Origin of the sequence: Ralstonia mojiangensis, assembly GCF_023955645.1 — a bacterium.
Lineage (GTDB): Bacteria > Pseudomonadota > Gammaproteobacteria > Burkholderiales > Burkholderiaceae > Ralstonia > Ralstonia mojiangensis.
In genome coordinates this window covers 361790-384782 of sequence record NZ_JAMXHU010000002.1, presented here as the reverse complement: position 1 = coordinate 384782, position 22993 = coordinate 361790, and the positions used below count along the sequence as shown (strand labels likewise).

At 64.4% G+C, this 22993-nt stretch carries 25 protein-coding genes; 7 read left to right on the top strand and 18 right to left on the bottom strand.

What is annotated here, in order from left to right; translation table 11 throughout:
• Positions 1-74: 74 nt before the first annotated feature.
• The 3 genes from NG898_RS08575 to argS all read right to left on the bottom strand — a co-directional run bounded on the left by NG898_RS08575 (position 75) and on the right by argS (position 3454).
• Complete coding sequence (locus NG898_RS08575) at positions 75-731, bottom strand: thiol:disulfide interchange protein DsbA/DsbL (protein WP_252691922.1); 657 nt, start codon at positions 729-731, stop codon at positions 75-77.
• A 161-nt stretch (positions 732-892) separates the two neighbouring features.
• Positions 893-1603, bottom strand: a complete 711-nt coding sequence (locus tag NG898_RS08570; protein WP_252691921.1) for an SPOR domain-containing protein — start codon at positions 1601-1603, stop codon at positions 893-895.
• A 60-nt stretch (positions 1604-1663) separates the two neighbouring features.
• Positions 1664-3454: an arginine--tRNA ligase gene (gene argS / locus NG898_RS08565; protein WP_252691920.1), complete on the bottom strand. Its 1791-nt coding sequence runs from the start codon at positions 3452-3454 to the stop codon at positions 1664-1666.
• A 177-nt stretch (positions 3455-3631) separates the two neighbouring features.
• Between argS and NG898_RS08560 the strand changes: the two genes are divergently transcribed.
• Complete coding sequence (locus NG898_RS08560) at positions 3632-3955, top strand: DUF1840 domain-containing protein (RefSeq protein WP_024976829.1); 324 nt, start codon at positions 3632-3634, stop codon at positions 3953-3955.
• Between the two features lie 130 nt (positions 3956-4085).
• On the opposite strand, the gene NG898_RS08555 is transcribed toward NG898_RS08560, so the two are convergent.
• The 3 genes from NG898_RS08555 to NG898_RS08545 all read right to left on the bottom strand — a co-directional run bounded on the left by NG898_RS08555 (position 4086) and on the right by NG898_RS08545 (position 5425).
• Complete coding sequence (locus NG898_RS08555; RefSeq protein WP_252691919.1) at positions 4086-4643, bottom strand: ferritin-like domain-containing protein; 558 nt, start codon at positions 4641-4643, stop codon at positions 4086-4088.
• A gap of 35 nt (positions 4644-4678) precedes the next feature.
• Positions 4679-5107, bottom strand: a complete 429-nt coding sequence (locus NG898_RS08550) for an ElaB/YgaM/YqjD family protein (RefSeq protein WP_252691918.1) — start codon at positions 5105-5107, stop codon at positions 4679-4681.
• A 144-nt stretch (positions 5108-5251) separates the two neighbouring features.
• Positions 5252-5425, bottom strand: a complete 174-nt coding sequence (locus tag NG898_RS08545) for a DUF1328 domain-containing protein (protein ID WP_092973607.1) — start codon at positions 5423-5425, stop codon at positions 5252-5254.
• 222 nt (positions 5426-5647) lie between these two features.
• Between NG898_RS08545 and NG898_RS08540 the strand changes: the two genes are divergently transcribed.
• Positions 5648-7090 (top strand): sensor histidine kinase, encoded by a 1443-nt coding sequence (locus NG898_RS08540; protein ID WP_252691917.1) that lies wholly within the window; start codon positions 5648-5650, stop codon positions 7088-7090.
• An 84-nt stretch (positions 7091-7174) separates the two neighbouring features.
• On the opposite strand, the gene NG898_RS08535 is transcribed toward NG898_RS08540, so the two are convergent.
• The 7 genes from NG898_RS08535 to NG898_RS08505 form a co-directional block, all read right to left on the bottom strand.
• The gene (locus tag NG898_RS08535; RefSeq protein ID WP_092973605.1) at positions 7175-7315 is read right to left on the bottom strand and encodes an entericidin A/B family lipoprotein; all 141 of its coding nucleotides are present in this window, start codon (positions 7313-7315) and stop codon (positions 7175-7177) included.
• Positions 7316-7387: 72 nt separating this feature from the next.
• Positions 7388-7828: a response regulator gene (locus NG898_RS08530; RefSeq protein ID WP_092973603.1), complete on the bottom strand. Its 441-nt coding sequence runs from the start codon at positions 7826-7828 to the stop codon at positions 7388-7390.
• Between the two features lie 102 nt (positions 7829-7930).
• Positions 7931-8563 (bottom strand): response regulator, encoded by a 633-nt coding sequence (locus NG898_RS08525; protein WP_009277190.1) that lies wholly within the window; start codon positions 8561-8563, stop codon positions 7931-7933.
• A gap of 309 nt (positions 8564-8872) precedes the next feature.
• Entirely contained in the window at positions 8873-9286 is a 414-nt protein-coding gene (locus NG898_RS08520; RefSeq protein ID WP_252691916.1) for a hypothetical protein, read from the bottom strand.
• Positions 9287-9527: 241 nt separating this feature from the next.
• Positions 9528-12254 carry a methionine synthase gene (gene metH / locus NG898_RS08515; RefSeq protein ID WP_252691915.1) on the bottom strand — a complete coding sequence of 909 codons (2727 nt, stop codon included), beginning with the start codon at positions 12252-12254 and terminating at the stop codon, positions 9528-9530.
• Positions 12255-12270: 16 nt separating this feature from the next.
• Positions 12271-12624 carry a bleomycin resistance protein gene (locus tag NG898_RS08510; protein WP_092973792.1) on the bottom strand — a complete coding sequence of 118 codons (354 nt, stop codon included), beginning with the start codon at positions 12622-12624 and terminating at the stop codon, positions 12271-12273.
• A gap of 26 nt (positions 12625-12650) precedes the next feature.
• The gene (locus tag NG898_RS08505; RefSeq protein WP_252691914.1) at positions 12651-13691 is read right to left on the bottom strand and encodes a homocysteine S-methyltransferase family protein; all 1041 of its coding nucleotides are present in this window, start codon (positions 13689-13691) and stop codon (positions 12651-12653) included.
• A gap of 152 nt (positions 13692-13843) precedes the next feature.
• On the opposite strand from NG898_RS08505, the gene NG898_RS08500 reads away from it, so the two are divergent.
• A complete protein-coding gene (locus tag NG898_RS08500; RefSeq protein WP_252691913.1) occupies positions 13844-14236 on the top strand; it encodes a rhodanese-like domain-containing protein in 393 nt (130 codons plus the stop codon).
• Positions 14237-14349: 113 nt separating this feature from the next.
• Here NG898_RS08500 and NG898_RS08495 read toward each other — a convergent pair whose 3' ends face one another.
• From NG898_RS08495 to NG898_RS08480, 4 genes are all read right to left on the bottom strand, one after another.
• Complete coding sequence (locus tag NG898_RS08495; protein WP_012760982.1) at positions 14350-14607, bottom strand: BTH_I0359 family protein; 258 nt, start codon at positions 14605-14607, stop codon at positions 14350-14352.
• 318 nt (positions 14608-14925) lie between these two features.
• A complete protein-coding gene (gene pcaD / locus NG898_RS08490) occupies positions 14926-15765 on the bottom strand; it encodes a 3-oxoadipate enol-lactonase (RefSeq protein WP_252691912.1) in 840 nt (279 codons plus the stop codon).
• 1 nt (position 15766) lies between these two features.
• The gene (locus NG898_RS08485; RefSeq protein WP_420803686.1) at positions 15767-16903 is read right to left on the bottom strand and encodes a DUF3108 domain-containing protein; all 1137 of its coding nucleotides are present in this window, start codon (positions 16901-16903) and stop codon (positions 15767-15769) included.
• On the bottom strand, positions 16869-17741 hold the full coding sequence (locus NG898_RS08480; RefSeq protein ID WP_252691911.1) for an IclR family transcriptional regulator: 873 nt from the start codon (positions 17739-17741) through the stop codon (positions 16869-16871). Before NG898_RS08480 ends, NG898_RS08485 begins: the two co-directional genes overlap by 35 nt.
• 82 nt (positions 17742-17823) lie before the next feature.
• On the opposite strand from NG898_RS08480, the gene NG898_RS08475 reads away from it, so the two are divergent.
• Complete coding sequence (locus NG898_RS08475) at positions 17824-18816, top strand: fumarylacetoacetate hydrolase family protein (protein WP_252691910.1); 993 nt, start codon at positions 17824-17826, stop codon at positions 18814-18816.
• 3 nt (positions 18817-18819) lie between these two features.
• Here the strand turns inward: NG898_RS08475 and NG898_RS08470 are convergent, their stop codons facing one another.
• Positions 18820-19728 carry an IclR family transcriptional regulator gene (locus NG898_RS08470; protein ID WP_252691909.1) on the bottom strand — a complete coding sequence of 303 codons (909 nt, stop codon included), beginning with the start codon at positions 19726-19728 and terminating at the stop codon, positions 18820-18822.
• Positions 19729-19831: 103 nt separating this feature from the next.
• Here NG898_RS08470 and NG898_RS08465 point away from each other — a divergent pair, with 103 nt between their 5' ends.
• The 3 genes from NG898_RS08465 to NG898_RS08455 all read left to right on the top strand — a co-directional run bounded on the left by NG898_RS08465 (position 19832) and on the right by NG898_RS08455 (position 22983).
• Positions 19832-20836, top strand: coding sequence for an LLM class flavin-dependent oxidoreductase (locus tag NG898_RS08465; protein WP_252691908.1), 1005 nt, complete (start codon positions 19832-19834; stop codon positions 20834-20836).
• 84 nt (positions 20837-20920) lie between these two features.
• Positions 20921-22084: an ABC transporter substrate-binding protein gene (locus tag NG898_RS08460; RefSeq protein ID WP_252691907.1), complete on the top strand. Its 1164-nt coding sequence runs from the start codon at positions 20921-20923 to the stop codon at positions 22082-22084.
• A gap of 80 nt (positions 22085-22164) precedes the next feature.
• Entirely contained in the window at positions 22165-22983 is an 819-nt protein-coding gene (locus NG898_RS08455) for an enoyl-CoA hydratase/isomerase family protein (RefSeq protein ID WP_252691906.1), read from the top strand.
• Positions 22984-22993: the final 10 nt, after the last annotated feature.

The following is a 22993-nucleotide window of genomic DNA, read 5'->3' as shown; positions in this document are numbered from 1 at the left end:
AAAAACGCCCGCACAGGGGCGGGCGTCGATGGCGGTGTCACGCCCGGGCAGATGCCCGGAAACGCGGCAATCCGTTACATCTTGCGGTTGCGCACCTGATCGACGAGGTAGTCGAGCGTTTGGGCTGCGCCCAAGTTGCTGCCTGCATCTGCCGGCGACGTGGTGTACTTGCCCTGCACGACCACGGTCGGCACGCCTTCGATCTTGTACTGGTCGGCCAGTTGCGCGGCGCGTTTGGTATTGGCGTTCACACTGAACGAGTTGTAGGTGTCGCGGAATTGCTTCTCGTCGACGCCGTTGGCGGCCATGAACTTGGCGATGTCATCCAGTTCGGACATCGAGCGGTAGTTCTTGTGCAGTTGGTCGAACACGCGGTCATGCAGCGTCTTGCCGCTGGCGTCCTTGGCGTCGAGCTTGCCCAGCGCTTCCAGCGTGTAATAGATGCGGGTATGCGGCTCCAGCTTGGCATTGAAGGCCACTGGCACGCGCTTGATCACCACATCCTTGCCTTGCTTGGCGACCCACGCCGTCCAGGTGTTTTCAAAGTCATAGCAGTGCGGGCAGCCGTACCAGAAGAACTCCGTCACTTCGATCTTGCCTGCGGGCACGGGTTGCGGCGTTTGCAGCACTTTGTATTCCTTGCCGGCGGTCGGTGCGGCATTTGCCGGTGCGGTCATCAGGAAGCCGGCGCCAGTGGCGAGAGCGATCAGGAAAGCAGCGAGTTTTTTCATGGTGAATGGACGACGGATTAGACGGCTAACTGGACGAAGCAACGGAAAAACCAGCGAAATCGGGCGCCGAACCGCTCGACGCGGGTGTCAGCGTAACTGAATCTCAGGTTTCTGACCGATCACAGCCCGCCGGGTTCACAGCGGGCTGCACGGACTTCACGTTACTGGCGGGCGAAGCGGATGACCGACGATTCCACGCCTGTCGACTGCAGACGGCTGCGCACGGCGGTCATCTCGTCGAGCGAGTTGAACGGCCCCAGGCGCACGCGATACATGGTGGCGCCGTTCACCTCGCGCTGCGTCACCTTGGCTTCAAAGCCTTGCATGGCCAGATTGCCCTTCTGGCGCTCAGCGTCTTCGGAGGATTTGTAAGCACCAACTTGCAGGAAATAGCCCGTCTTGGCGGCATCCTGGCGAGCAATCTCGGCAATCGGGTCCGTCACCGGCTTCTCGTTGGAGGCAGTGACCGGCGGCTTGGGCGGCTTGGCGCCTGGCGCGCTTGCCACCTGCGGGGCCGAACTTGGCTGGGCGGGGTGGATGGTGATGCCCGGCGGCGGATTGTTCTGCTCGGCGGCCTGATCGACCGGTTTGGCCGGTACGCGGCTCCACAGCGGCGCGTTCGGGTCCGCCGCCTGCGGGGCACTGGCTTGCGGCGCGGGTTGCACCGGCGTCGGCAGTGTATTGACTACGTTGCCCGCTTCGCTCGGCTTGGGTTGCGCGCCGCCACGCGCCACGAACGGCACCGGGGCCTTGGTGATGTACACCGCCACCACCACGGCGATCGCCAAACCGACGATCAAGCCCAGCACCAGACCCAGAAACGTGCCGCCCCGTTGCGAGCGGGCACGGGAAGATTGCGTATTGCGTGCCATGTCGATCCTTCTAGAAGCGCCCGATTATAAGAGCGCCGTGTGATGCCAAATCGTGCGCATTTACATCTTTTGCGGCGCAGACACGCCAATCACTGCCAACCCGTTGCGCAGCACCTGACGCGTGGCGGCCAGGAGCGCCAGACGGGCGCGCTTGACGGCCTCGTCGTCGACCAGCACGCGATCGGCGTTGTAGAACGCGTGGAAATCGCCCGCGAGGTCGCGCAGGTAGAACGCCACGGCGTGCGGCGCCAGTTCGCGTGCGGCGTCGGCCAGCATGTCGGGGAATGCCGCCAGGCGTTGCACCAGGGCTGTCGCCTGCGGGCTGACGTCCGGGCCCGTCACTGCAGCGAGATCAGCGCTGGTGAGCGAGGCGGCGTCAACGCCGGCACGCTCGAACACCGAGCAGATGCGCGCGTGGGCGTACTGGACGTAGTACACCGGGTTCTCATCGCTCTGCTTGAGCGCCAGATCGACGTCGAAGACGAATTCGGTATCGGCCTTGCGCGACAGCAGGAAGAAGCGCACGGCGTCGCGGCCACGCGTGAAGCGCGCGGGCCAGTTCGGCTCGCCGGCGTCCACGCAGGCGCGGATGGTGTCGACGCCGGCTTCGCTGTCGGCGTCACCGTTGGACCATTCGATCAGGTCGCGCACGGTCACGTACGAGCCGGCGCGCTTTGAGATCTTGACCTCGGCGCCGTCCTTCATCACCGTGACCATCTTGTGCAGGACGTAATCGGGGTAGCCCTTCGGGATGCCGATGTTCAGGCCCTGCAGGCCGGCGCGCACGCGAGCGATGGTGCCGTGGTGGTCGCTGCCCTGCACGTTGATGACCTGCGTGAAGCCGCGCCCCCACTTGGTCGTGTGGTACGCCACGTCGGGCACGAAGTAGGTGTAGGCGCCGTCGGACTTGCGCATGACGCGGTCCTTGTCGTCGCCGTCGTCGGTGGTGCGCAGCCACAGCGCACCTTCCTGCTCGTACGTCTTGCCGGCAGCAACGAGCGCGTCCACCGTCTGCTGCACCTTGCCTTCGGTGTAGAGCGACGATTCCAGGTAATAGCGGTCGAACTTCACGCCAAAGGCTTGCAGGTCGATGTCCTGCTCGTTACGCAGATACGTCACCGCAAAGCGGCGGATGGCTTCGATGTTTTCGACGTCGCGCTCGCCCGTCACCGGTTCGCCATCGGAGGCGCGTACCGTCTTGCCTGCGAGGTAATCGGCGGCGATGTCGGCGATGTAGTCGCCGTTGTAGGCGGCTTCGGGCCAGTTGGCGTCGCCCGGTTTGAGGCCGCGCGCGCGGGCCTGTACCGAGACAGCCAGGTTCTGGATCTGCACGCCGGCGTCGTTGTAATAGAACTCGCGGTGGACCTTGTGGCCTTGCCAGTCGAGCAGGCTCGCCAGCGCATCGCCCAGCGCGGCTTGGCGGCCGTGGCCGACGTGCAGCGGACCGGTCGGATTGGCCGAGACGAATTCCACCAGCACGGGCGCGCCGTCATGCGTATTGGCGGCGCCGTAGCGGTCGCCCTCGGCAAAGACGGCGGCAATCACGTCGGCGCGCGCGGCGGCCGACAGGCGCAGGTTGATGAAGCCGGGGCCCGCGATCTCAACGGCGGACACCAGGCGCTGGCCGCGGGCATCGGCGCGGATGGCATCGGCGATCTTGCCGGCCAGCTCGCGCGGATTGGTGCCCAGCGGCTTGGCGAGCTGCAGCGCGACGTTGCAGGCGATGTCGCCGTGCGCGGCCTGCTTGGGGCGCTCCAGGACGATCTCCGGTCGGGCTTGGCCCTCGGGCAGCAGGGAGCCGACTGCGTCGGACAACAATTGGGCGATCGTCTGTTTGTGGGAGGGCAGCATAAAGAAACCATGACGCCGGCAGTGCTGAAATGGATTGAAATCCAGTTCTGGCGCCGCCAGTTGCGTTGTTCGGGGAAAAGTACGAAATTTTATCAGGTGAGCCGCGGTCTCAGAGGTATCCGCCCCCAGTCATGGCAATCAGCGGCTCCCCCACCCAACCAAGGGAAACAAGAAATCATGATCACCTTTACTTCGCACGCTTCGCAAAAATTCTCGATGCAGAAGGATCTCGCCATGGTGTTGCTGGGCGTGATCGGCAAGACGCTGGGCGAGCGCGGTGTCATCACGCCCGAAGAAATGCCCCACGCCATCGATCGCCTCAAGCGCGCCATCAAGGATGACACGCACCAGGCACATATCAAGGTGGCCGAACTCTCGGCGCCCGAGTTGGACGAAGACGGCGAAGAAGAGCCGCCGCATCTCGGCCAGCGCGCCTATCCGCTGCTGCACATGCTGGAAGAATCGCTGGTCGAAAAGTCCAGCGTGCTCTGGGGCGTTTGAGTTTCGGGCGCAGGCCCAAAAAAATGCCCGGCCGCCAAACGGGGCGGTCCGGGCATCCGGCCACGGGGGGCCGGGAGCGGGGGAGGGGGGGCTGGCGCGTTGGCCGGTGTCTCGTCCTGCTGCGTTTGCGTTATTGGTCGTGGAGCATGTCGGACAGTTCGTCCGCGTGTTCTTCCTCAACGGCCAGAATCTGTTCCAGTACCCGCCGGGTGGTGGGGTCTCGATCCCCGATGTAGCGGATCATCTCGAGGTAGCTGTCGATCGCGATCCGCTCGGCCACCAGGTTCTCCTTGATCATGTCGAGCAGGCCGTCGGCTTCCACGTATTCAGAATGGCTGCGCGTGGACAGGCCTTCCGGGTTGAAGTTGGGCTCGCCGCCCAGTTGCACGATGCGCGTGGCGATGCTGTCGGCATGCGCCTGTTCCTCGTTGGCGTGCACCAGGAATTCTGCGGCGATCGGTTCCGCGTTGATGCCCTTGGCCATGAAGTGATGGCGCCGGTAGCGCAGCACGCAGATCAGCTCCGTGGCCAGCGCCTCGTTCAGCAGCCGCAGCACGGTCTCGCGATCGGCTTTGTAGTCTTCGGTCACCGCGCCTTCTTCGATGTGCTTGCGGGCACGTTCGCGCAAGGTTTTGATGTCGGTGAGGAAGCCGCTTTCCGAGGGGGCGGCGACGTTGGTCCGGCTCATGTGGTTGCTCCTGCGGGGTGATTGGCGGGATGGGTTCATTCGCTGGCGTCGCGTCGGCTGCTGCCGCCGGCCAGCGCCACGACCAGCCCGATCGCTGCGCCAATCGCCACGGCTACACCAACAGACTTGAAGGGCGCCGCGGAAATGGTTTCTTCCGTGCGATCGAGCGCCCAGTCCATGCGTTCGCGGGCTTGCTGGGCGCGGTCGTTGGCGGCTTGGCGCAGTTGGTCGGCACGCGCATGCAGCGTGCGGCTGGCGCGCCGGGCTTCGGTGCTGCCTTCGTCGGTCAGAGTATGGATGGCGTTTTCGAGCGATCGCAGCAGGCTCTGCACGTCTTCGACGGCGGGGCGAGCAGCGTAGCGTGCGTGGTCGACGGCGTCGCTGGCACTGTTCATGGCGCGGTGCGCGCGATCATTGACGTCGTCAATTCGGCTTCGGATGCGTTGGCTGGCAAAGAGTGACATGGTGAAGCTCCTCATCGTGGCGCCGCGGGAGGCACGCACCGGCGGCGCGGGTGGTTGGGGTGCGATTTCGGCTTTTGCGAAAGCGGGCCGCATGCCAAATGGTTTAGCAAGACACGGGCCGCGCTCCCGCGTGGGTCTTCTGCACTAATCGACCGCTTTGAAGACCGTGACGCCCAGCACCAGAAACAGCACGAACAACACCACAAAGATGAAGAACAGGACCTTGGCGATACTCGCCGCGCCTGCGGCAACGCCGGTAAAGCCCAGAACGCCGGCCACCAGGGAAATGATGGCGAAGATGAGTGCCCATTTCAGCATGTTGTCGTCTCCGGTTCGGATGGATGGAATGCAGGGCAGCGGCGAAATTGCGTGAGGCCGGCGCCCTGTGGCGTACTCCCACGCACATCGCGTGCCTGACCGGGGTGCGTCCCAAGTGTCGCGCGGCGCGCCCACGCGGTATCATCCGAATTGCCAAAAAAACACAAACGCAACGCGCGCCGCGTCGGGCGGTTTGACGCGTTTCCTATGGGTCTGCATGCCATGCGGTCATCCTTGCGCTCCACTCTGCTGCTCGCCGGCGGCATTCTGCTGACGCTCGGGGTGCTGATTGCCTCGGAGACGGGCAACATCCGCCTGAGCCAGGGCTATCGGCAGGTGATTCAGTCGCAGCAGGCTGAAACCGCCATCAACGAACTGCTTGCCGAGCTGGTGAACGCCGAGGCCGGGCAGCGCGGTTTTCTGCTCACGGGCAAGGACGAATACCTCGATCCGTACAACAAGGCCATCCCGCACATCCACGCGTTGATGGCAGAAATTCGCGATCACTACGCCAACGATCCGGACGCGCTCAAGCTGTTCTCCGAGACGGCGCTGCAGGTGAGCCGCAAGCTCACCGAGATGGAACTCACGCTGATCTACGGCAAGCGCGACCTGGAAGTGGCGCTCGATCTTGTGCGCACCGATTTCGGCAAGGCATCGATGGAAGCTGTGCGGCAAGGTTTGGACCGGCTTCGCCAGCGCGAGATTGCCACCGTGGCCCGCAGCCTTGAACACGCCGAGCGCGATCTGGCGCTGTCGCGCTACGGCATTGCGCTGATCACGGCGGTGAACATCATCTTGCTGGTGGTGCTGGGCATGCAGCACGCCAAGCGCCTCGCCCTGACCGAGCGCGAGCGCGACATGGCCGAAGAGGAAAGCCAGAAACTCGATCGCATGGTGCGCGAGCGCACGCGGCAGTTGTCCGACTTGGCCGCCCACTTGCAGCGCGTGACTGAAGACGAGAAGACGCGCCTTGCGCGCGAGCTGCATGACGAGTTGGGCGCCATCCTTACCGCCACCAAGATGGATCTGCATTGGCTGCGCTCACGCATTCACGCCAGCGAGCCCGCGGTGAGCGAAAAGATCACACGCGTGATGGCGCACGTGGATCAGGGCATCCAGATCAAGCGCCGCCTGATCGAAGACCTGCGCCCGACGATCCTGCTTAACCTGGGTTTGGTGGAGGCGCTCTCGCAATTGACGGAGGACGTCGGCACGCGCAACGGCTGGCATACGGAAGTGAGCCTGCCCGACGACATGCCCAAGCTGACTGACGATGCGGCCATCGCGTTGTACCGCATCGTGCAGGAGTCGCTGACCAACGCATCGAAATACGCGCATGCGACCACGGTGTCGGTGGCGCTCGATGTGGATGACGAGGGCGTGCGTTTGCGCGTGCGCGACAACGGCCGCGGCTTCCCGGCCGATATCGAGCGGCGCCGCATGGTCGGCCATCACGGCCTGCTGGGGATGGAGCAGCGCGCCATTGCGCTGGGCGGCACGCTCGTCATCGATTCAATGCCTGGCGGCGGAGTGACGATCATCGTCGAGCTGCCTCCCAGCGATGCCGTGTTCGACCGAGGTGCGGCCAACGAACCGTCGGGCATGCAGGCGCTGACTGGCGGTATTGCGCCCGCGCCGGGCCACGGAGGCGCGACGGTGTAAGCCGCCCGGGTGATGCCAACGCCCAAACAAAAAGCCCCATCGCGGGGCTTTCTGTTTTTGATGCCGGCGTAGCTGGCGCTGGCGTTACATCTTCTGCTTAGCGTTGTCGGCCGAGTTCTCCAGCTTCTGACCACCGGTCTGGATGTCCTTGCCGGCACCGGCCATGGTGTTGCAGCCGGCCAGGAACATACACGTGACTGCAAATGCGGCACACAAGGTCTTCATCGAACGCTCCTTGGGGTGAGAAATGGCGTTGGGCGCGCGCCACGACGGCAGACGCGGCGGGCGCGAAGAATCTCAGGGATGGAAATGCTGGGCGGCTTGCTGGCGGGGGCGGCCGACGCCGGCGCGCTCTTCGATCACCTCGAACACCTTGTCGAGCTCGAGCGATTTGTCGAAGAAATAGTTTGCGCCTGCCTCAAAGCAGCGCTGCCGGTAGGTCGGCACCTGCGCGTGGTTGGTATAGACGATGCGCACGCTGGGCGACGCTTGATCGCGCAACGTTTGAAGGACCTTGAAGCCATTGCCCTGCCGCAATTGCAGGTCGACGATCACGACGTCGTAGTGGCCCTGTCCGAGAAGGCCCAGCGCCAAGTCTTCGGTGTCTGCCCATTCGACCGTCGCCACGAAGGCGGAAGCCTTGAGGTATTCCAGCACCATGCCGCGAAGCACGGGGGAGTCCTCGATCAGGAGGACGCGCAGGCCACGGGTGGAGAGGGTGACGGCTTGATCCAGCATGGGTTGATGTTAGCCAGCGGGTTGCCGAGGTGGTATCAGGCGTTGTCCTACATGCCAGTTGGGTTTGCGGCGCGCCGAGGCGGTTTGGCGCCCAACCGGGTGCTACTCGACCAAGCCGTTTTTGATGGCGTAATACGTCAGATCGGCATTGGATTTCATGCCCATCTTTTCCAGAATCCGCGTGCGGTAGGTGCTCACCGTCTTGACGCTCAGGAACAGCTCTTCCGCGATGATCGATACCGATTGTCCGCGCGCCAGCTTGCAGAAGATCTGGAATTCGCGCTTGGAAAGTGTCTGGTGCAGGGGTTGATCGGTCGGCTTTTCCAGACCGCCAATCAGCAGCTCGGCCACCGTCGGGCTGACATAGCGACGACCTTGCGACACGGTGCGAATGGCCTTCACCAGCTCATCCGGCGCGCTTTCCTTGGTCAGGTAGCCCGATGCGCCCGCGCGAATCAGGTTGATGGCGTACTGGTCTTCCGGGAAGGTCGACAGGATCAGCACCGGCAGATCGGGGTGGCGCTGGCGAGCCAGCTTGAGGGTATCGATGCCGTTGCGATCGGGCATGGAAATGTCGAGCACCACGACGTCAAAGGCGCCGGTGCGGAGTTGCTCCATCACCTCTTCCCCGCTGGCCGCTTCCCCCGCGACTTCGATGTCCCGCTCTTCCGACAGGAACTGTCGAAGGCCGGCACGGACGATCTCATGGTCGTCCGCAATCAGGACGCGAATCATGCTGCTCCTTATGAGCGCGCTGGGCGGGCTGCCCGGCTCCGCGCGCTGCGCTTGTTGGTTCGATACGACGGCAATTGTATCGGACTGTTGCGCCGAAACGGGGCTCCTCGTGCTGGCGCGCTCAGAGGGAGTTGTTGGCGTTTCCATAAAAGACCTCGGGAATGTGCATGAGTCGCAACATGTAGATGCCTGCCAATGAGCAATCCATGTGCCTGAGCGCGTGCGGCCAAAGAAAACGGGGCGGAAGAGTTCCGCCCCGGGTCGCTAGGATGTGCTGGACTGTGCCCAGCTATCCCGCGTTGTGAAGTGTTACTTGGTCTGGGTAGTGGCCGTGGCGTTTGCGCCGGCGTCGGCGCTCAGGCCAGGAGTGGTCTCAGCCTTGGCAGCCTTGCCCGACTTCTCTGCCGACTTTTCCGTCTTGCTGACCGACTTGCCGACCTTATCGGCGGTCTTGTCGACGCCGGCTTCTGCCTTGGCCTTGTGTTCGTGCGCGGCCTTGGCGCCGTGCTCAGCCTTCGTGTTCAGTTGGCTCTTGGCGGACTCGGTGTCCAGCTTGGCACCGGCATCGGCCTTCAAGCCCGCGCCGGTATTGCCTTGCACCGGAGCCACGGCAGCCGTGCCATTGGTTTGCAGCGATGCGCCGGCCGACGGAGTTTGCGCGTTGGCGTAAGCCGAAGCAGCAGCGATGGCGATGGCGGACAGGGAGATCAGCAGCTTGTTCATGGAAGAGACTCCTTTCGTTCTGAACGGCCACGCGAAGGATTCGTCGCGGCATCACTCTGTGTGTGTTGAGTGAATGGGTTCAGTCTATGGAGCCCTTCCGGTTACGACTGTTAGGGGGTGTAAGCCTTTGTAATGTAAGCATCGCCCCTCTTGAAACCCCGCCAAAGCCAATGCCGGCAAGGGTTTGCGGACGTAAGACACAGTGTGGATCACACCATGTCTTAAACGTCTTGTCACAGAATCAGAGATTCGGCGCGAGGGCGCGTTCCACAAAGGCGCGGTCTTCGCCGCTGCGGGCGATCATGTCGTCCACCTGATCCTGGCCGATCTTGCCCAGCGTGAAGTACGTGCTGTCCGGGTGCGACAGGTAGAAGCCCGATACCGATGCAGCGGGGGTCATCGCCAGCGCTTCGGTCAGGTTCATGCCGATCTCCTGCGCGTCGAGCACGCGGAACATGTCGCGCTTGACCGTGTGCTCCGGGCAGGCCGGGTAGCCGGGCGCGGGGCGGATGCCCTTGTATTCCTCGCGGATGAGCGCGTCGTTGTCGAGCGTTTCCGCCGAGGCGTAGCCCCACAGGTCGCGGCGCACGCGGGCGTGCAGGCACTCGGCAAAGGCTTCGGCAAAGCGATCGGCCAGGGCCTTGAGCATGATCGCGCTGTAGTCGTCGTTGTCGGCTTCGAACTGTTTCTCGCGTTTTTCGACCCCGATGCCGCCCGTCACGGCAAACAGGCCGATGTAATCGGCAATGCCGGTGCTTTTGGGCGCGATGAAATCGGCCAGGCAGCGGTTCGGGCGCATCACGCCGTCGATGATCGGCCGCTCGCTCTGCTGGCGGATGTTGCGCCAGGTGAGCGCAACTTCCGAGCGCGATTCGTCGGTGTAAATCTCGATGTCGTCGTCGTTGACGGTATTGGCCGGCAGCAGCGCGATCACGCCGTTGGCCGTGAGCCAGCGGCCGGCGATCAGCCGCGCGAGCATGCTCTTGCCGTCGGAGAACACGCGACGAGCCGATTCGCCCACGATCTCGTCATTGAGGATGTCCGGGAATTTGCCGGCCAGGTCCCACGTCTGGAAGAACGGGCCCCAGTCGATGTACTGCGCAAGCTCGTTCAAGTCGTAGTTCTTGAACACGCGGCGGCCGATGAACTTGGGCTTGGGCGGCGTGTAGTTCGACCAGTCGATCTTGGTCTTGTTGGCGCGCGCGGCGGCCAGCGACACCATCGGCTGCGCCTTCTTGTTGGCGTGCTGGGTGCGGATGCGGTCGTAATCCGCGTGCAGCTCTTCGACGTAGCGCGCGGCGCCTTCGTCCGACAGCAGGCTCGACGCCACGCTCACCGAGCGCGAAGCGTCCGGCACGTAGACCACCGGACCTTCGTAATTCGGGGCGATCTTCACGGCGGTATGCACGCGGCTTGTCGTCGCGCCTCCGATCAGCAGCGGGATCTTCTTCACGCGGAAGTATTCGTCGCGCTGCATTTCCGATGCCACGTAGGCCATCTCTTCGAGCGACGGCGTAATCAGGCCCGACAGCCCGATGATGTCCGCGCCTTCCACTTTCGCTTTTGCCAGGATGTCGTTGCACGGCACCATCACGCCCATGTTCACGACCTCGAAGTTGTTGCACTGGAGCACGACGGTGACGATGTTCTTGCCGATGTCGTGCACGTCGCCCTTGACCGTGGCGATAACGATCTTGCCGCGTGAGCGCACGTCGCCGCCGGCCGCTGCAATCTGGCGCTTCTCTTCTTCGATGAACGGAATCAGGTGCGCCACCGCCTGCTTCATCACGCGGGCGGACTTCACCACCTGCGGCAGGAACATCTTCCCGGCGCCGAAGAGGTCGCCGACGATGTTCATGCCGTCCATCAGCGGGCCTTCGATGACCTGGATCGGGCGCCCGCCGGCTGCAAAGATTTTCTGACGAACTTCTTCTGTGTCTTCGACCACGTAATCGGTGATGCCATGCACGAGCGCGTGGGCCAGGCGCTTTTCCACCGGCTCCTGGCGCCAGGCGAGGTTCTCTTCGCGCTTGGTGCCGCCGCCCTTGTAGCGGTCGGCAATTTCCAGCAGGCGATCGGTCGCATCTGGGCGGCGGTTGAGCACCACGTCTTCCACGCGGTCGCGCAGCTCGGCGTCGAGGTTTTCATACACGCCCAACTGGCCCGCGTTGACGATGCCCATGTCCATGCCCGCTTGAATCGCGTAGTACAGAAACACGGTGTGGATCGCTTCGCGCACCACGTCATTGCCGCGGAACGAGAACGATACGTTCGACACGCCACCGCTCACCTTCGCGTACGGCAGGTTCTGCTTGATCCAGCGCGTCGCTTCGATGAAGTCGACGGCATAGTTGTTGTGCTCTTCGATGCCGGTAGCGACCGCGAAGATGTTCGGATCAAAAATGATGTCTTCCGGGGCAAAGCCGACCTGGTTCACCAGGAAGTCGTAGCTGCGCTTGCAGATCTGGGTTTTGCGCTCGAACGTGTCTGCCTGGCCTTGTTCGTCGAAAGCCATGACCACGGCGGCCGCGCCGTAGCGCCTGATCAGCTTGGCATGGTGCGCGAACTGTTCTTCGCCTTCCTTGAGCGAGATTGAGTTGACGATCGCCTTGCCCTGCACGCACTTCAGACCGGCCTCGATCACCTCCCACTTGGACGAGTCGATCATGATCGGCACGCGCGCGATGTCGGGCTCCGAGGCGATCAGATTCAGGAAGCGAACCATCGCCGCCTTGGAATCGAGCATCGCCTCGTCCATGTTGATGTCGATGACTTGCGCGCCGTTTTCGACCTGCTGGCGTGCCACGGCCAGCGCCTCGTCGAACTGGCTGTTCAGGATCATGCGCGCGAACGCCTTGGACCCGGTGACGTTGGTGCGCTCGCCGACGTTGACGAACAGCGTGTCCTCGCCGATGTTGAACGGTTCGAGGCCCGAAAGACGCATGGGGCGCATGGAGTGGTCGGTCATGATGTGCGGGGTTCGGTCAGGCGGCGGCGTATTCGCCGAGCTTCAACAGGTTGCCATGCGGGTCGATCACGTAGAGCTCTTTCATGCGCCACGGACGCACCGCCGGCGGCGCGAGCTCCAGCCCGCGCGCGGTGAATTCTTCAAACAGGGCCTGCGTGCTGGGCACACGCAGGTAGCACGAGGTGTGCTCGGCAATGCGGCGCTCGTTGCACAGCCAGAAATGGATCTCAGCGCCATCGCGGCTGACGATCAGGTAGTCGTCTGCGATCAGTTCCTGCTTGAAGCCAAGCCGCTCCGTATAGAAGCGGGCTGACTCCTGCAGGTCCAGCGAGGCCAGCACGGGAATGGTGCTGTCGATGCGCGCGGTCATGTCGATGGCGGGAACGATGGCTGAACTCAAGCGGCTTCTTTGTACTGGCCCGGCCATGCGCGCGGCTTGCGGTTCGCCACGCGGTCGGCAATCGCCTTGATGTGCTCTGGGGTCGTGCCGCAGCAACCGCCCACCAGGTTCACCAGGCCGGCCGACGCAAACTCGTCGACCAAGCTGGAAGTGACCTCAGGCGTTTCATCGAAGCCGGTGTCGCTCATCGGGTTGGGCAGGCCGGCATTCGGGTAGCACGAGACGGCCGTGTCGCAAATCTTCGCCAGCTCGGCAATGTACGGACGCATCAACGCGGCGCCCAGCGCGCAGTTCAGGCCAAAGGTGATCGGCTTGGCGTGGCGCAGGCTGTTCCAGAAGGCCTCCACGGTTTGGCCAGAGAGAATGCGGCCGGAGGCGTCGGTAACGGTGCCGGAGATCATCACGGGCACGCACTCGCCGGTGTCTTCGAACAGCTGATCGATGGCGAACAGTGCCGCCTTGGCGTTGAGCGTGTCAAAAATCGTCTCGACGAGGAACACGTCCGCGCCGCCTTCGAGCAGCGCTTTGCCCTGTTCGTAATACGCATCGCGCAGCAGGTCGAAGCTGACGTTGCGTGCGCCCGGGTCGTTCACGTCGGGCGAAATGCTGGCGGTCTTGGGCGTCGGCCCGAAGGCACCGGCCACGAAGCGGGGTTTGTCCGGCGTGCTGTATTTGTCGCAGGCCTCGCGTGCCAGGCGGGCGGCCACGACGTTCATCTCGTAAGCCAGCTCCGCCATCTTGTAGTCTTCCTGCGCGATGGTCGTCGCACCGAAGGTATTGGTTTCGATCAGGTCGGCGCCGGCCGCCAGGTACTGCTCGTGGATTTCACGGATGACGTCGGGGCGCGTGAGCACCAGCAGCTCGTTGTTGCCCTTCACGTCGATCGGATGGTCGGCAAAGCGCTCGCCACGGTATTGCGCCTCCGTCAGCTTGTAGCGCTGGATCATGGTGCCCATCGCGCCGTCCAGGATCAGGATGCGCTCGCGCAGCAGCGCGGGCAGGTTGGCGGCACGGGTGTAGGGCAGGGGCGCGGTCATGGGGAGGGACTCCGAGGTGCTGCGGCCGGTCAAATATTCAGAATTTGCGGCCAAAGGTGAATTTTACCAGTCGCATCAATGACTTGCCGCTGTTGTGGGCAATCGCGCTCCTATAATCCACATCACGCCATTTGTCCGCCCTGACGCCCGCCATGCAATTGCTCGATCCTACAGACGCCCACGCCTTCCTGGAGCGTACGCCCGCGGCGCTTTTTGTCGACTGCCGCAGTGAAATGGAACACCTGTTCGTGGGCCATCCGGCCGGCGCCCATCATGTCTCGTGGAACGACGGCCCGCATTGGGAGGTGAACCCCGAGTTCGTGCCGACCGTGCGCAAACTGACCGGCCATGGCGTCGAGCGTCCCATTGTCCTGATCTGCCGGAGCGGCAATCGCTCAGCCGCTGCGGCGCAGGCACTGGAAGAGGCGGGTTTCCGTGATGTCTATGTCGTGCGCCACGGCTTCGAGGGAGACCTGGACAGCACGCGCCATCGCAATACGCTCAACGGCTGGCGTCATGCCGGCCTGCCGTGGGAGCAATGCTAGAAGGACGCTATCGACCCGATAGCCGATCGACACATGAAAAAACGCCCGGCAGCGCCATGCTCCGGGCGTTTTTTGTTGATCCGTCTGGCGGGCGATCCTGCCCGCGCGGTAGGTCAGTGCATCGTCACCGGCTGCGTCATCACCGTGTCGAATTTGCCGAGAAAGTCGTCGACTTCTTCAACGGTGGGCTCGCTGGCGATCAGCTTTTTCACATCCTCGCGGAAATGCTCGGCCAGCTCGCCGCCGAGAAAGATCTCGCGTTTGAGGTTCTTGTCCACGATCTCGTAGCCGCCCGCTGCCAGCATGGCGTGTTGGCCGTCTACACCGAACTCAACAACACAGTAGTTGTCGCTGTTGTAGATCATCTGCATGGTGCACCTCCGAGGCGTCAATCGTCTTGCTGTTGTGGGGACTGCTCTACTGCTGCACCGGGTAGATGGGGCCCACCAACACGACTTCAAGGGCCGATCAACTCCCGCCACCTGACCGTTATGCCCATCTGCTCCTTGGGCTTCATGATCGGTCACAAAGTTCGCGAACGCGAGGCGAAATGTGTGACGTGCGTTGTGATCGCGTAACAAGACCTTTCCGCTCCTGCATCGAAAGAAGCAACCGGCCTTCCGCCATTTGGCGGGTAGACGACGGGCCGTGTGCGGGGCGCTTGCAACTATCGACAAGGCAAGCAGGCCTTATGGCGTGTCACATTGGCTCCCGCATCCCGCGTGCCCGAAGAACTCATCCAGATCGGCGAGAAAGGCCTCCTCCTGTTCGATAGGGGTCAAGTGTGCTGCGTCGGGAATCACTTTCAAACGGGCGTCGGGGATGTGCGAGGCGATCTCCTGCGCTACTTCCACCGGTGCACCGGTGTCTTGTTCACCCGTCATGACGAGCGTTGGGCAAGCGATGCGCGCAAGCGAGCTGCGTGTGTCGAGCGCCTTGATGGCCAGGCATGCACCGACATAGCCGTGCGGTGGCGTGGCGCGCAGCAACTCGCGAATGCGTTCCACCACGTCGGGATGGGCTTCGCGAAACGGCGTGGTCAGCCAGCGCTGGATCGTGGGTTCGACAATGCCGCTCATGCCGTGCGCTTCGACTTGGCCGATGCGTTCGTCCCACATGGCGTGCGCTGACATCGGCGTGTAGCACACGGTGTCGCACAGCGTGAGCGAGAGCAGCCGATGCGCGTGCCGTACCCCCAGAATTTGCCCCACCATGCCGCCCATCGACAGGCCAACGAAATGCGCCTGTTCAATCGACAGCGCATCAAGCAGGCCGGCCGCATCATCCGCCAATTGGAACAACGTGTAGGCGCCGTGCGGCGCGCTGGTCTTGCCATGGCCACGTGCGTCATAGCGCAGCACGCGGTGGCGGCTGGCCAAGCGTTGGGCGATGCTGTCCCACAACTGGTGGTCCACGCCCAGCGCGTGCGCAAGCACGGCCCATGAGCCATCTGCGCCGTCGGTACGGTAGTGGATATCGATGCCGTTGGCGCGCACCGTGCCGGAGTTGGAGAGGGCGTTGGCGTCCATGTCAGCCTCCTTCCTGGGACTGGTAGACCAGATCGAATTGCATGCCGTTGGGCTCGGTCTGGCGCAGGCGTACTGGGAGCCAACCGTGATCGGCAGACAGCCAGATCTCTACACGCCGTTTGTCATCTGCACGGCGCGGCAGTCGTATGAAGTGTTGTGCACGAATCGTGCCGTTCGGGGTGTCGATGGTTTCCTCGCCGACATGCTGGACGCGGGCGACTTCCACGCTGTCGGTATCGGCGATCGGGAATTCCAGCGTAAGGCCCGGGCTGGCGATGCGCGCGGGGCCGCCGCGCGCCAAGCCGGTCAATTGCAGGAAGACGCTGAAGCGGTCTTGCGTGCCCTCGGGCAACGGAAGCACGGCCGGCGAACGGGTGAAAGTGACCGTGGGCGCGCTCTGTGCGCCGGATGCCGGTATGGAGTCCGCCGCGTAATGGAACGTCGTCACGTCGGGTTGTCGGCGCCCGCGCACTTCTTCGTAGCGTGTGGGGGTCAGGCCATATGTGCCAACGGTGCCCGCGCTGCGAAAGGCGAGCGTGCCGAAGAACAGTGGCAACGGAATTTCCACGGCAAGCGTGTAAGTTTTGCCATCGGTGGCCCAGCGGATCACGCCATCTTCGTTGCGCACGCCGTTGACGTAAGTGGCGTACCGCAGCGTGGTCGACGGCGGCAGCGAGAACGCGTCGCCCGGCAGGGCAGGCGGTCCGCTCGGGCCTTCGCCGCTCAGATCCTTGACCACGCCGGTATCGCCCGAGGCTTGAGCGCCAGCGCTCGTGAACTCGGAGGGATCCATGCTTGCCAGATCAGGCGCCGGCGACGTAGGTGTCGGCGCCGGAGCAGGCGGGGTCTGAGCACGCGGACGGGGCGGCGCCGGGCGGGGCTTGGGCGCAGCCGGGGGTGTTGGCGGCTGCACGGGCTCGGGATGCAGCAACAGCGCGGGGATGATCTGCTCCGGCGCCGGCGGCCACGTCACCTGACGGCTGCGCGCGATCCACACGACGGCAATGACGTGCAGCACGAGGACGGCCAGCAGCACGAGCCCGAACCGGCCAAGCCGGTAGAAGCGACGCCTGCGGGGTTGCTCGCGGTCGGTATTCAGTTCGTCAGGATTGCGGGGCGTCGGGTGCAACGTATCCAAGATCGGCGGAAAGCTGTTGTGCGGCCAGCCGCAAGCGCCGCTCCAGCGGGCTGCTCCAAGTGGTGTCGAAGGTGCTTTGTGCGCCCAACGCGATCAGCACGAGACACAATTGGCCGTTGGCGTCGAACACAGGCAGCGACATCGCGTTGATGCCCGGCAATACGCCGCCGTGGATGCGCGAAGCGCCATGCTGGCGCACGTCGGCGCAGATGGCGTCGTAGGCTTCGAGTGTTTGCGGCAGTTCGGGGTTCTCGGCGCTCGGGGTATTCCCTGCTGCCGTTATGCGGTCGAGTTCCCGCTCGATGAACGAGCGCGTTTGCGCACGCGGCAAGTAAGCGCCGAACACGCGGCCGGTGGCCGAGTTCAGCATCGGCATCACGTCGCCCAGGCGCAGGCTGACCGTCACGGGATGGCTGGCTTCTTCCCAGTGGACGATGGCCGGGCCCTGGTTGCCCCAGACGGCCAGGCCGATGGTGTGATCGATCTCGTCGCGCAACGCGGCGGCTGCGGGTCGGGCGCGGCGCATCGGGTCTTGCCGGTTCAGGCTCACCAGACCCATTTCCAGCGCGAACGGCCCCAGGTCGTAACGGCCTTCGGGCGTTTGTGTGACGAGACCCAGGCGCGCAAAGCTCACCAGATAACGGTGCGCCTTGGCGGGGTTCATGGGTGCGGCACGCGCCAGGTCGCGCAGCATCATCGGGCCATCGGTGTGCGTGAGCACTTCCAGCAGCCGGAAGCCGACTTCGATGGACTGGATGCCCGAGCGCGCGGGCGCATCCAGCTCGCCATCGGCATCGGACTCCAGGTCGAGATCGGTGTCGGCGGGCAGCGGTGACATGGTGAGGGGTGATGGATCGGTTCGGGCCAGTTTAGCCGATGCAAGGTGTACCATCCGCGCAGCCTTTTTTCATACAACGCACATGAAACTCGCCACCCTCAAGGATGGCTCGCGCGACGGTCAGCTGGCCGTGGTCTCGCGCGACCTGAAGACCGCTCACTTCGCCACGCACATCGCCGGCACGCTGCAGCGCGCGCTGGACGACTGGGCCTTCCATGCACCGCAGTTGCAGGATCTGTACGATCAACTCAACGCGGGCCGTGCGCGCCACCCGTTTGCTTTCGACGCCGCAAACTGCATGGCGCCGCTGCCGCGCGCGTATCAATGGGCCGATGGCTCGGCCTATGTGAACCACGTCGAACTGGTGCGCAAGGCGCGCGGCGCCGAGATGCCTCCCGAGTTCTGGACCGACCCGCTGATGTACCAGGGCGGCTCGGATGACTTGGCCGGCGCGCATGACCCCATCGTCTGCCGCAGCGAAGCGTTCGGCATCGATTTCGAGGCCGAGGTGGCCGTCATCACCGGTGACGTGCCGATGGGCACCGAGCCGGCCGCCGCTACCGAGGGCATCCGCCTGATCGTGCTGGCCAACGATGTGTCGCTGCGCAACCTGATCCCGGCGGAGCTGGGCAAGGGTTTCGGCTTCTTCCAGAGCAAGCCGGCCACGTCGTTCTCACCCGTGGCCGTCACGCCCGATGAATTGGGCGGCGCCTGGCGTGAACGCAAGGTGCATCTGCCGATGACGGTGCGCTGGAACAACAAGAAGGTTGGCCAGCCCGAGTGCGGCACCGACATGGTGTTCGACTTCGGCCAGCTGATCGCGCATATCTGCAAGACGCGCAACGTGCGCGCGGGCAGCATCGTCGGTTCCGGCACGATTTCCAATGTGGACCGCAGCAAGGGGTACGCGTGCATCGCCGAGAAACGCATGCTGGAAACCATTGAATCCGGCGCGCCCGTCACCGAATACATGCGCTACGGCGACACCGTGAAGATCGAGATGTTCGACGCCAATGGCGTGTCGATTTTCGGGGCGATCGACCAGGAAGTCGTTGCCCCGGGCACGCAAGCGTAAGGCTTACGTGGATTCGGGTGCCGTCTTCGGACGGCGCCCCCGCTTTGGCGCAGCGGCACCGGCCGTCAGCGCCTGCCCGTGATACCCCAGGCGCAGCGACAGCGTCCGCCCGGCCTCGCGCAGCAGCCGCGCGGCGGGCCCTTCCAGGCTGGAATCGAACACGCTGGACAAGCCCAGCGCCGTGATGGCCCCCGCCAGCTTGCCTTGTGAATCGAGCACCGGCACGGCCACTGAATCGATGCCGTGCACCAATGTGCCGCCGATGCGCGCCACGCCTTCCTGCCGCACCGCCTGCCAGCGCGCGCGGCAGTTCAGCCAGTCGGTCAGGCCAGCCTTGCCGGCGCCGGGGCCGCGCAGTTCGCGGTCGATGAGCGAGACGATCTGGATTTCGGGCATCCACGCGGCGCACGCCTGGCCCGTGGCCGAGTTCAGCAGCGGCATGACCGAGCCAACCCGCACGTTGACTGCCACCGGCCGGCCGCTGTCTTCCCAGCGCACGATGACGGGGCCGCGCGCGGTCCAGATCGACAGAAACACGCTTTCGTTCAGCCGCTCGGCCAGCTTGGGCAGCAGGTTGCTGCCCTCACGCACGAAATCCACGTCGGACAGCGCCGACAGCCCGACCTGCAATGCCTGTGAGCCCAGCCGGTAGCGGGCCGAGGCAGGATTCTGCTCCACAAAACCCATGCGTTCCAGCGACACCAGATAGCGGTGAACCTTTGCGCGCGGCATGCCAAGTTGCCGGCCCAGCTCTGAGACGGCGTGTGCGCCACCGGCATGCGCCATCGCCGAAAGCACGGTCAGCGCGATCTCGGCGGACTGGATGCCGGCGCTGGTGCGTTCAGGCGCGGCGTCTTCTGCGGGCGGTTCGTCCGACGATGTATCGAGGGGCAGGGGGGCGTCGATGGGCATCTTGAAGTCTCGGGTGTCGCTTTATAAGATACGCGTTACGTAAAAAGATACAACCGGCGCGGCGGCCCTGCGCGCTGGAAAAGACCCCGAACCTGGAGACGCCATGAAGCTGTCGATCTTTTCCGTGCAGGACCACTACCCCGACCGGCCCCGCAGTCTGCCGCAACTCTACGCAGACGTCATCGCCCAGGCGCGTCATGCCGAAGCGCTCGGCTACGACACCTTCTGGGTGGCCGAGCATCATTTTCACGAGTACGGCGCCGTTCCCAACCCGGCGGTCTTTCTCTCGCATCTGGCCGCCCAGACGCAACGCCTGCGGCTGGGCACGGCCATCTCGATCCTCACCTTCCATCATCCCGCCACCGTGGCTGAGAACTACGCGATGGTCGATGCGCTCTCCGGCGGGCGGCTGTCGCTGGGCGTGGGCTCGGGCTACCTCAAGCACGAGTTCGAAGGCTACGACGTCGACCCCGCCATCAAGCGCGAGCGCTTTGATGAAGCGTTGATGCTCGTCGAGCGCTTGCTTTCCGGTGAGCGCGTGCACCACGCGGGCCAGTTCCACACGCTGCGCGACGTGCGCCTCAACGTTCTGCCGGTGCAGGCCCGCGTGCCGATCCACGTGGCGATCCTGCGGCGCGAAGCGGCGTATCACATTGGCCGGCAGGGCCGGCGCATGCTGTTCGTGCCGTATGCCTCGGTCGACAGTTTCGACGACATCCGCACATTGATGGACGATTACCGGCGCGGCTTGGCCGAAGCGGGCATTGCCGACACGCGCGGCATGGCAGCCGTCGCGCTGCACACGCACGTGGGCCCGACCGAAGCCGCGGTGCGCGCGACGGCCGCCGACGCGTTCGATCTGTACGTCGCCACGCGCCTCTATGCGCGCCGCCAAACCTACGGCGATGTGCTGGCGAGCGGCCTGTCGCTGTTCGGCACGCCCGACGCGGTGGCCGAGAAGCTCGCGCGGCTGTCCGACATGGGCGTCGATCACGTGATGGCGCTACACAACTTCGGGCTGATGCCGCAATCGGCCGTGCTCGAGTCGATGCGTGCGTTGGTGGAGGACGCGTTGCCGCGCGCCGGCATCACTGCGCTCGCTGCCTGAAGCTGTCTAGCCTGGGCGACTCCGCATCGCCAAACCGCCGCAAAACCGCTACGCTCTTTGCCAAACCACGGGAGGAGACCCCCAATGCAGCGACCGAAGTGGCGGCACGCAGGCGTACTGGCTGGTTTGGCTTTGTTGTCTTCTGCCGCACTGGCGGACATCCGCATCGGGGTCACGGTGTCGGCCACTGGGCCGCAGGCGTCGCTGGGGCAGCCCGAGAAGAACGCCACCACGCTGTGGCCGCGCGAGATCGGCGGCGAGCGCGTCGACGTGATCGTGCTCGACGATGCGTCGGATACCACGCGCGCGGTCACCAACACGCGCAAGCTGATGAGCGAGTCGAACGTGGACGTGATCGTCGGCTCGTCCACGACGCCGAATACGCTGGCGATGATCGACGCGGCAGCCGAGGGCAAGACGCCCGTGATCTCGCTGGCTTCATCCGCCCGGTTGATCGAGCCGATGGACGCGAAGCGGCGCTGGATCTTCAAGACGCCGCATTCGGACTCGCACATGGCGTCGCTCATTGCCGAGCATGCCACCGCGCACGGCGTGAAGACCATCGCCTACATCGGTTTTGCCAACGCGCTGGGCGAGGCCTTCCTGGCGGAGGTGCAGCGCTTTGCTGATCTCAAGCACATCCGGATCACCGATACCGAGCGGTTTTCACCTACCGACAACAGCGTGACGGCGCAGGTGCTGCATCTGCTGGCCAACAAGCCGGACGCCGTGGTGATTGGCGGCTCCGGCACGCCCGCTGCGCTGCCGGCCCGTGCGCTCGCCGAGCGCGGCTACACCGGCAAGATCTACTTCAACCACGGCGTTTCCAATAACGATTTCGTCAGGCTGTGCGGCAAGGATTGCGAGGGCGCCTACGTGCCGACAGGCCCCGTAATGGTCGCCGCCGAATTGCCCGACACCAACCCCGCGAAAAAGCAGGCACTGGATTTTGCGCGTCGCTACGAGGCCGCCTTCGGCAAGGGAAGCGTGTCGATCTTCGCCGCCTACACGGGCGACATCGGCTTGCTGTTGCAACGTGCGGTGCCGGTGGCGCTCAAGCGGGCCAAGCCAGGCACGCCGGCCTTTCGCGAGGCGCTGCGCGACGCACTGGAGCAGGTGCGCGATCTGCCCACCAGCACTGGCGTAGTCAACATGAGCCCGCAAGACCACGTGGGCCTGGACCAGCGTGCCCGCGTGATGGCGCAGATCCGCCGCGGCCAATGGCATTTGGCCGATGCCCCGAAGTGACAGTGACGGTGACGATGGCGCACATCTCGCGTTGCGCCCGCGATCTCATCCGCTATGCTTGATCCATTACCTCAGACGCCATGACTTCGCTCGCTCCCCGCTTCGCCCGCTATCAGGCGCTGACGCTCGTCCAGCACGGCCCCATCCTCGAAATCGTGATGGGCGCGGCGCAGTCGGCCAACCGCAAGCTGTCCACTGCCGATGCCGGGCTGCACCGCGAGTTGGCGGAGATCTGGCGCGATGTATCCGCCGAGCCCTCGGTGCGCGTCGCACTCATCCGCGGTGAGGGCAAAGGCTTCTCAGCCGGCGGCGATCTGCACCTCGTCGAGCAGATGGCCGAAGACTTCGACGTGCGCACCCGCGTCTGGCACGAGGCACGCGACCTCGTCTACAACGTCATCAACTGCGACAAGCCCATTGTCAGCGCCATGCACGGCCCGGCCGTGGGGGCAGGGCTGGTCGCCGGATTGCTGGCCGATATTTCCATCGCTGCCAAGGATGCCCGCATCGTCGACGGCCACACGCGCCTGGGCGTGGCGGCGGGCGACCATGCAGCGATTGTCTGGCCGTTGCTGTGCGGCATGGCCAAGGCCAAGTATTACCTGCTGCTGTGCGAGTCCATGACCGGCGAAGAGGCCGAGCGCATTGGGCTGGTCTCGCTGGCCGTGCCCGAAGCGGACCTCGTCAACCGCGCATTCGAAATCGCCGAGCGCTTGGCAGCGGGTTCGCAGACGGCCATCCGCTGGACCAAGTACGCGCTGAACAACTGGTTGCGCATGGCGGGCCCGAGTTTTGATACATCGCTGGCGCTTGAATTCATGGGTTTTGCGGGCCCCGACGTGCGCGAGGGCATTGCGAGCCTGCGCCAGAAGCGTCCGCCCACGTTTGATGGCGCCTGATAGGAAACAC

Excerpts from the sequence above, each read along its gene's own strand:
- argS (WP_252691920.1), bottom strand. The coding sequence starts at position 3,454 with ATGCTGCCCTCCCACAAACAGACGATCGCCCAATTGTTGTCCGACGCA.
- NG898_RS08530 (WP_092973603.1), bottom strand. The coding sequence starts at position 7,828 with ATGCTGGATCAAGCCGTCACCCTCTCCACCCGTGGCCTGCGCGTCCTC.
- NG898_RS08570 (WP_252691921.1), bottom strand. The coding sequence starts at position 1,603 with ATGGCACGCAATACGCAATCTTCCCGTGCCCGCTCGCAACGGGGCGGC.
- NG898_RS08540 (WP_252691917.1), top strand. The coding sequence starts at position 5,648 with ATGCGGTCATCCTTGCGCTCCACTCTGCTGCTCGCCGGCGGCATTCTG.
- NG898_RS08500 (WP_252691913.1), top strand. The coding sequence starts at position 13,844 with ATGCAATTGCTCGATCCTACAGACGCCCACGCCTTCCTGGAGCGTACG.
- metH (WP_252691915.1), bottom strand. The coding sequence starts at position 12,254 with ATGACCGACCACTCCATGCGCCCCATGCGTCTTTCGGGCCTCGAACCG.
- NG898_RS08460 (WP_252691907.1), top strand. The coding sequence starts at position 20,921 with ATGCAGCGACCGAAGTGGCGGCACGCAGGCGTACTGGCTGGTTTGGCT.
- NG898_RS08520 (WP_252691916.1), bottom strand. The coding sequence starts at position 9,286 with ATGAACAAGCTGCTGATCTCCCTGTCCGCCATCGCCATCGCTGCTGCT.
- NG898_RS08505 (WP_252691914.1), bottom strand. The coding sequence starts at position 13,691 with ATGACCGCGCCCCTGCCCTACACCCGTGCCGCCAACCTGCCCGCGCTG.
- NG898_RS08470 (WP_252691909.1), bottom strand. The coding sequence starts at position 19,728 with ATGCCCATCGACGCCCCCCTGCCCCTCGATACATCGTCGGACGAACCG.
- NG898_RS08510 (WP_092973792.1), bottom strand. The coding sequence starts at position 12,624 with ATGACCGCGCGCATCGACAGCACCATTCCCGTGCTGGCCTCGCTGGAC.
- NG898_RS08495 (WP_012760982.1), bottom strand. The coding sequence starts at position 14,607 with ATGCAGATGATCTACAACAGCGACAACTACTGTGTTGTTGAGTTCGGT.
- NG898_RS08545 (WP_092973607.1), bottom strand. The coding sequence starts at position 5,425 with ATGCTGAAATGGGCACTCATCTTCGCCATCATTTCCCTGGTGGCCGGC.
- NG898_RS08535 (WP_092973605.1), bottom strand. The coding sequence starts at position 7,315 with ATGAAGACCTTGTGTGCCGCATTTGCAGTCACGTGTATGTTCCTGGCC.
- NG898_RS08480 (WP_252691911.1), bottom strand. The coding sequence starts at position 17,741 with ATGTCACCGCTGCCCGCCGACACCGATCTCGACCTGGAGTCCGATGCC.
- NG898_RS08575 (WP_252691922.1), bottom strand. The coding sequence starts at position 731 with ATGAAAAAACTCGCTGCTTTCCTGATCGCTCTCGCCACTGGCGCCGGC.
- NG898_RS08525 (WP_009277190.1), bottom strand. The coding sequence starts at position 8,563 with ATGATTCGCGTCCTGATTGCGGACGACCATGAGATCGTCCGTGCCGGC.
- NG898_RS08475 (WP_252691910.1), top strand. The coding sequence starts at position 17,824 with ATGAAACTCGCCACCCTCAAGGATGGCTCGCGCGACGGTCAGCTGGCC.
- NG898_RS08465 (WP_252691908.1), top strand. The coding sequence starts at position 19,832 with ATGAAGCTGTCGATCTTTTCCGTGCAGGACCACTACCCCGACCGGCCC.
- pcaD (WP_252691912.1), bottom strand. The coding sequence starts at position 15,765 with ATGGACGCCAACGCCCTCTCCAACTCCGGCACGGTGCGCGCCAACGGC.
- NG898_RS08455 (WP_252691906.1), top strand. The coding sequence starts at position 22,165 with ATGACTTCGCTCGCTCCCCGCTTCGCCCGCTATCAGGCGCTGACGCTC.
- NG898_RS08550 (WP_252691918.1), bottom strand. The coding sequence starts at position 5,107 with ATGTCACTCTTTGCCAGCCAACGCATCCGAAGCCGAATTGACGACGTC.
- NG898_RS08560 (WP_024976829.1), top strand. The coding sequence starts at position 3,632 with ATGATCACCTTTACTTCGCACGCTTCGCAAAAATTCTCGATGCAGAAG.
- NG898_RS08555 (WP_252691919.1), bottom strand. The coding sequence starts at position 4,643 with ATGAGCCGGACCAACGTCGCCGCCCCCTCGGAAAGCGGCTTCCTCACC.